Consider the following 5,853-nt stretch of genomic DNA (forward strand, 5'->3'; position numbering starts at 1 on the left):
GCGTCTGGGCGGGGGCGGCCATGCGGGGGACCGGGCTGCCGTCCAGGAGCGTGAGGGCTTGCGCGACGGTGGTGTGCGGGGCCGTGGACCCGGGGAGTCCGCGGAGCAGCAGGGCGGTTTGTGTCAGCAGGCGCCGGGCTTCGTCGTCGCCGAGTACGGACCGGTCGTGCACCGCGGTGAGGACGAGGGCGCCGGTGGTGTCGTGGTGGGCGAGCAGTCCGATGGGCGGCCCGCAGTACGCGGGGACGGTGCTGGGGTGTCCGGTGTGGACGCCGTGGGCGGCGAGGTCGTCTCGGAGTCCCTCGGAGGGGTCGGGGGGATTGTCGAATCCGGTGTAGCTGTCGGCTGGGGTGGGTGTGCCGGGTGTGGTCCAGGAGTGGATCCATGCGCCGGGCAGCCATTCGTAGGCGGCCATGTCGAGTGCCCGGTCGCGTAGTCGTCCCAGGAGGTCGGGCACGGTGCCTGTCGGATCGACTTCGACGGAGAGCGGCTGCAGGTTGTGCAGGGGTCCTGGTGTCCAGGCCACGCCGTCGAGGGGGATGCCGCGGCCCGGCACGGTGGTCTCGAAGCGGACGGGGACGGGGCCGGTGGTGTCGGCGGCCCGGTAGATCAGCATCGCCCAGACGGCCTGCAGCACGGTGCTGTCGGCGGCTCCCCATGTGGCCGCCCATCGTGTGAGGCGGGTGGTGTCGGCCGTGTCGAGGCGGAGGCGGAGCCTGCCGATGCCGGTCAGGGCGGTGCCGGGGCCGGGGCCGCACGGCCGGGAGGCGGCGCCTGGGGGCGGCGCGAGGAGCGCCCAGTGTCTGCGTGCCTGGTCCAGGTCCTGGGCGGCGCTCCAGGCGGCGTAGTCGCGCAGGTCGGGGCGGCGTTCGCCGCCGGGGAGGGTGCCGCCGGCCAGGTAGGCGCGGTAGAAGGTGCGCAGCAGCAGGTGGGCGCTGCGGTTGTCGATCAGGGCGCGGTGGTAGGTGAGCAGGATCCGGGTGGGTGGCGTGGTGGCGGTGGAGGGGGGTTGCAGCAGGGTGAGGCGTAGTGCTGGGGGACGGCTCAGGTCGAAGCCGCGCCGGCGGTCGTGTTCGATGACGGTGGTCAGGTCGTCGTCGTGGCAGGTGCGGCGCTCGATGTCCGGGGTGGTCCGGCCGTGGACGAGAAGCATCGGTTCGGGGCCGTGGGTGAGGGCGGTGCGCAGGACGGTCTCGTGGTCGAGGACGGACTGCCAGGAGGTGGTGAACCGGGTCATGTCGAGGGGGCCGTGCCAGGACCAGAGGAGGTGTTCGATGTGGCGGCCGGTGCCGGGGCGCAGGTCGTCTTCGGGGAGTGCCGCCTGCTGGGGCAGGGCGGGAGAGGCTGACTGGGCGGGTGATGGGGCGGTGAACAGGTCGGCGATGCGGCCGGCCGCTGCGGAGGCGTCGCCGGCCGGGTCGTGCGGGATGCGCAGCGTGTGGTGGTCGGGGGCGTTGTGCGACCACTGGTGGGAACGGGCGGGGCGGGCGGGGTTGTGGGTGAGATCGCGCGCGGTGACCGCGTCCTGGAGGCGCTGGAGAGTGGTGTGGCCGAGTGGTCCGCGCAGTTCGATGTCCCAGGATCCGGTGGGTCCGGGGGGACCGGCGGTGACCACGGCGAAGACGGGTGCAGGGGGGCGGTGTCGGGTCATGGCGTCCCGGGGCGCGGTGTGCTGCGGCGGCCGGCCCCTTCGCCTCCTCTCTGCTCTCGGACGGCGATGGTGCGGGGCACGCTAGCGGCAGCGGGTGCGCGGTGTCCGGTCTCTCCAGCAGGTGTGCAGCGCGGCCCGACCCGCGTCCGGGGCGGGTGCGTCGGTCAGGCGGGACGGGGCGGTTCGTTCATCGTCCGGAAGAAGCCTTCGTCGAGCATGGTGCGGACCGCTGTGTCGGGTGAGGTGTCCAGTCCCTCGTCGTGGCAGGCCACGCTGATGAGGTAGCGGCCGAGTACGGGGTGGCTGGCGAAGGCCCATGCTCCGTGCGCGGCCGGACGGCCGTCCGGGGTGAGGAGGGTGTCGTGGTCGGCGGCGAACCCGAACGCGGTGAACCCGAGCCGGCGGCCTTGGCCCAGGGCCTTCGTGTACGCCTCTTTCAGCGTCCACAGGCGCAGCATCCGGGCGTTGCGCAGGTCGTCGGGCAGCGCTGCGAGCTGGGCGTGTTCGGCGGGGGTGCAGATGAGGGGGTGTTCTCGGTCGAAGTCCATGGTGCGGGTGAGGGGTTCGGTGTCGACGCCGATCCTGCCGTGCCGGCTGATGCCGACGGCGATCAGGTCGCCGGTGTGGGTGAGGCTCACCTGGATCTGGTCGAGGCCGCGCAGGTAGGGGCGGCCGCCGGTCTGGTAGGCGAGGTCGATGTCGCGGGCGTCGGCGCCCAGGGCAGCGGCGGCGGTGTGCTTGAGGATCAGGCGGGAGGCCGCGAACCGGTCGCGGACCGTGGGGTCGGTGGTGCGCTGGTAGCGCGGCCAGTCGTGGCCGAGGACGCGGCGCAGGCCCTCGTCGTCGGCGAGCGGTCCGTCCAGCCACGCGGTGCGGGTGGAGTACACCACGGCGGTGCCGTCGCGCCGCATGCGTGTGCGGACGGCGTCCCAGGGACCGGTGGGTGCGGCGTGGAGCGGTGGGGTGATGCGCGGCGGTCCGGTGTGCTGCGCCGTGGGTAGCGGTGGGGTGGGTCGGGGTGGCATGGTCCGGCTCCGGCTCGTGCGGTCGGGGGTCGGGAGGGTGGGGCCGCCGGGTTCCGGTTCACCACGGGCAGGGGGTGGCGGCGAGGTCGTAGCCGGTCGCGGTGCGGCAGCGGCGCACGAGTTCCTGCAGCACCTGTTGCCGGCAGCTCTCGGGTGGTTCTCCCGCGGTGAGGCCGAGCCGTCCGGCCAGCCGGGTCAGGGCGAGGACCGCCCAGGCGGGTTCGGAGAGGAACGGGTCGCTGCCGTCCTGGGCTTCCCAGGTGGCCAGGACCGCGCCGGCGGCGGCCACGAGGGCGTACCGAGCGCTGAGCGCGTACAGGGACGGGTGGACGCGTGTGGCCGTACCGGGGGGTGGGAGGGTGCGGCATCGTTCGTGCAGTGCGCGCAGTTCGCCCACGAGTGTCTTCGCGAGGCGGGCGAGCGCTCCTCGTGGTCCTGGTGTGTCGTGGGTGTCGGCGAGACGGGTCGCCGCGCCGGTCAGTGCGGCGGTGAGGACGTCGCGGCTCTCGGCGATCCCCAGCAGGCGGTAGTCCAGGTGCGGCAGGCGGGCGGCCGGGCGGAACAGTTCGGGCGGCGGTTCCGGTTCGGTGAACCAGGAGTGTCTGGCCAGGCTGGGCAGTTGGGGGATGATGACGGCCTGGCAGGCGGCTGCGCCGGCGTGGCCGAGGCCGGCGGCGGGCAGGTCGCGGACGAGTCTGCCGAGCGCCTCGCCGGCCGGGTCGGCGGGGTCCGGGCCCGCGGAGCCCAGCACGCACTGGAGCTCGCTGAGGCACTCCCGGAGCAGGTCGGGGACCACGTACTTGACCGCCGCGGCGGTCGCATGGGTCTGGGCGGGGAACAGGCTCAGTGAGCGCAGCGCGGCGGTGGCCATGGCGTCGCAGGCCAGCAGGTCGGCGAAGACGCCGGTCAGCGGGGTGTGCCAGCGGCGGGCCGGTCGGGTGCGGCCGCCGGTGAGCGCCGCGCGGACGGTGGCGTGCAGGACGGTGTCGACGGTGCCGATCACCAGTCCGGACACCAGGGCGCGGTTGACCTGGACGGTGCGCACGGCGAGGGGGATGCCCTCGCCCTGACGCCCCACCAGCGCCTGGGGTGGTACGGGGCAGTCCAGGAACTCGATTCCGGACAGGTGTGCGCCGCGGGGCGCGACCTGTGGGAGGCGGGGGTGGTGGCGTACGCGGTCGGCGGGCAGCGCGGCGGGGTCCAGCAGCAGCACGGAGTGGCTGTGCGGGTCGTCGTCCGGCGCGCCGGTGCGTGCGTAGACGACGTGGCTGTCGGCGCGGGCGGCGTTGATGACGGCGTCCTTGCGTCCTTCGAGCCGGAAGCCGCCGCCGGGTGCGGGGTGGGCGCGCAGCTCGTCGCGGAGGACGGCGTTGGCGTGGGCCATGTGGTGGTGGACGATGGTCGCCCGCCCTCCGCCGAGGAGGAGTCGGGCGGACTGCCGGCGTTGCTGCGGTGTGCCGGCCGCCCAGACGGCGGACACGGCGAACAGCGAGGTGATGCCGAAGCCGAAGCCGAGGGTCAGGTCCCTGCGGAAGACCGGGCGCAGCGCTGTGACCAGGAGGTCGGCGCGGGTGAGCCGTCCGCCGTGTTCGAGGGGCACGAACTCGGCGGCGGTGTGCCGGCTCGTGAGCAGTTCCTCGGTGACGTGGGGAGGTTCGCGTGCGTCGTCGGCGGCGAGCAGGGCCCGCAGGCCGTGCGGGTTGGCCGGGTCGAAGGGGTCGCCGAGGAGTGTGTCGAGCCGGGCGGCTCGCCGTCGGGCGTCCCTCGTGTCGTCGTGGTGCCCGCCGCCGGCCGGGGCGGTACGGGGGACGCCGGAGGTGGCGGTACCGGGGTGGATCGGCTCCTTCGTCACGGTTCCAAACCCTTTCCTCAAGCCTGTGTCCGACCTTGGCCAGGACCGCTCGACACCTGCCGCAGGACCGCTCGAGACCCGGTACAGGCGGGGTCGGGGGTGGCGGGGCGGTGGGGTCCGCGGGCGGGCGGCGAGGAGGGAGCAGGAGGCGCGGGCGGGGTCAGAGCATGCGTATGGCGGTTTCCGCGTGTTGTCTGGCCAGGGTGAGCAGGGTGAGGGACTCGTGGCGGAGTGTCTGGCGCACGTGTCTGCGGGCTTGCGCGATGCTCGTGCCCTCGCCGAGGACGGCGGCGATGTCCGCCTCGTCGAGCAGGACGTGGTGCTCGGCGAGGACGGTCACTCCCGTCTCGTCCGGGAGGACCACCCATTCGCCGATGTGGGTCGTGGGCAGGGGACGGTCGGGCGTCTGCTTGTACACGATGCGTCCGGCGTGGGGGAAGCAGATCCGCACCGACCGGGAGGTGTGCGGGCCGGCTTCGGTGTGGGTGTGCACGGTCGCCCGCTGCACTCCGGGGCTCTCCTCGACGAAGTCCACCCGGGTGACGTGCGGCACCAGTCCGGGCCAGTCGCCCACCCGGTAGAGGAAGTCGTAGACGAGCTCGGGCGGGCCTTTGACGCGGACCGATTCCTGGAAGGAGAACATCAGCTCGTCCAGGACGGTCCACCGTTCGGCGATGTTCTTCAGCTCGGCGAGTTCGATCCGGCTGGTCCGGTCGGTGACCCGTTCGGCCCAGGCCGTGTTCTCGGGCCGGTCGTCGACGACGCTGAAGTCGTGGTCGAGGACCAGGCGCGAGTCGTGCTCGCCGCGGACGTGCACGCTCCAGGCTCCGGTCATGGAGTGCAGCAGGGGGGCGGGGTGTTCCTGCCCGAACTCCACGCGGCGCTGTCCGGGGGTCAGGCGCCGCCAGGAGATCCATGACGTCACGCGGTCGTCCATGAGGGCCCACATGCGCAGCCGTTCGCGGTCGCCGTCGGGTTCCAGCCGTTCGACGTGGACACTCGGGGAGAAGAAGAACGGCCATTTCAGCGGGTCGGCGATCAGTGCGTACACCGTGCTCGCGGGAGCGGCCACGCGTACGTCGTGTGTCATGCGGTGCACGCGCCGAGCGGGCATGTGGACACCTCGCTTCCTCGTCTGTGCGGGTCCGGGTGCGCCCCGTGGGGATCGGGGGGCGGGCTGTCGGCCGTGGGGCGTCAACCGGGCGGGGCCGGCGGCCGGGGCGAGGGGGGGTGGGCTCAGCGGGCGAGCGCGGGTGCGGTGGCGAGGCGGGACACGGTGCGGCAGGGCCGGCCGCGGGGGCGGGGGGGGGGGGTGGCGCGCGCCG

The 5,853-nt window shown here is 73.8% G+C and carries 4 protein-coding genes; all 4 read right to left on the reverse strand.

Translation table 11 applies throughout. From position 1 onward, the window contains the following. A partial coding sequence (locus IF73_RS38375) for a condensation domain-containing protein (RefSeq protein ID WP_037881772.1) occupies positions 1-1,615 on the reverse strand: 1,615 nt, incomplete at its 3' end. Between the two features lie 200 nt (positions 1,616-1,815). Continuing rightward, on the reverse strand, positions 1,816-2,676 hold the full coding sequence (locus IF73_RS0136790) for a 4'-phosphopantetheinyl transferase family protein (RefSeq protein WP_051717736.1): 861 nt from the start codon (positions 2,674-2,676) through the stop codon (positions 1,816-1,818). A 58-nt stretch (positions 2,677-2,734) separates the two neighbouring features. Beyond that, complete coding sequence (locus IF73_RS0136795; RefSeq protein ID WP_051717738.1) at positions 2,735-4,528, reverse strand: acyl-CoA dehydrogenase; 1,794 nt, start codon at positions 4,526-4,528, stop codon at positions 2,735-2,737. Between the two features lie 160 nt (positions 4,529-4,688). Beyond that, positions 4,689-5,618: an aromatase/cyclase gene (locus tag IF73_RS0136800; RefSeq protein ID WP_234338453.1), complete on the reverse strand. Its 930-nt coding sequence runs from the start codon at positions 5,616-5,618 to the stop codon at positions 4,689-4,691. Positions 5,619-5,853 lie beyond the last annotated feature (235 nt).

This window comes from Streptomyces sp. NRRL F-5727, from assembly GCF_000719555.1.
In the GTDB taxonomy this organism is placed as follows: domain Bacteria; phylum Actinomycetota; class Actinomycetes; order Streptomycetales; family Streptomycetaceae; genus Streptomyces.

Coding starts and splice junctions, on each gene's coding strand:
- IF73_RS0136800 (WP_234338453.1), bottom strand. CDS start 5,618: ATGACACACGACGTACGCGTGGCCGCTCCCGCGAGCACGGTGTACGCA.
- IF73_RS0136790 (WP_051717736.1), bottom strand. CDS start 2,676: ATGCCACCCCGACCCACCCCACCGCTACCCACGGCGCAGCACACCGGA.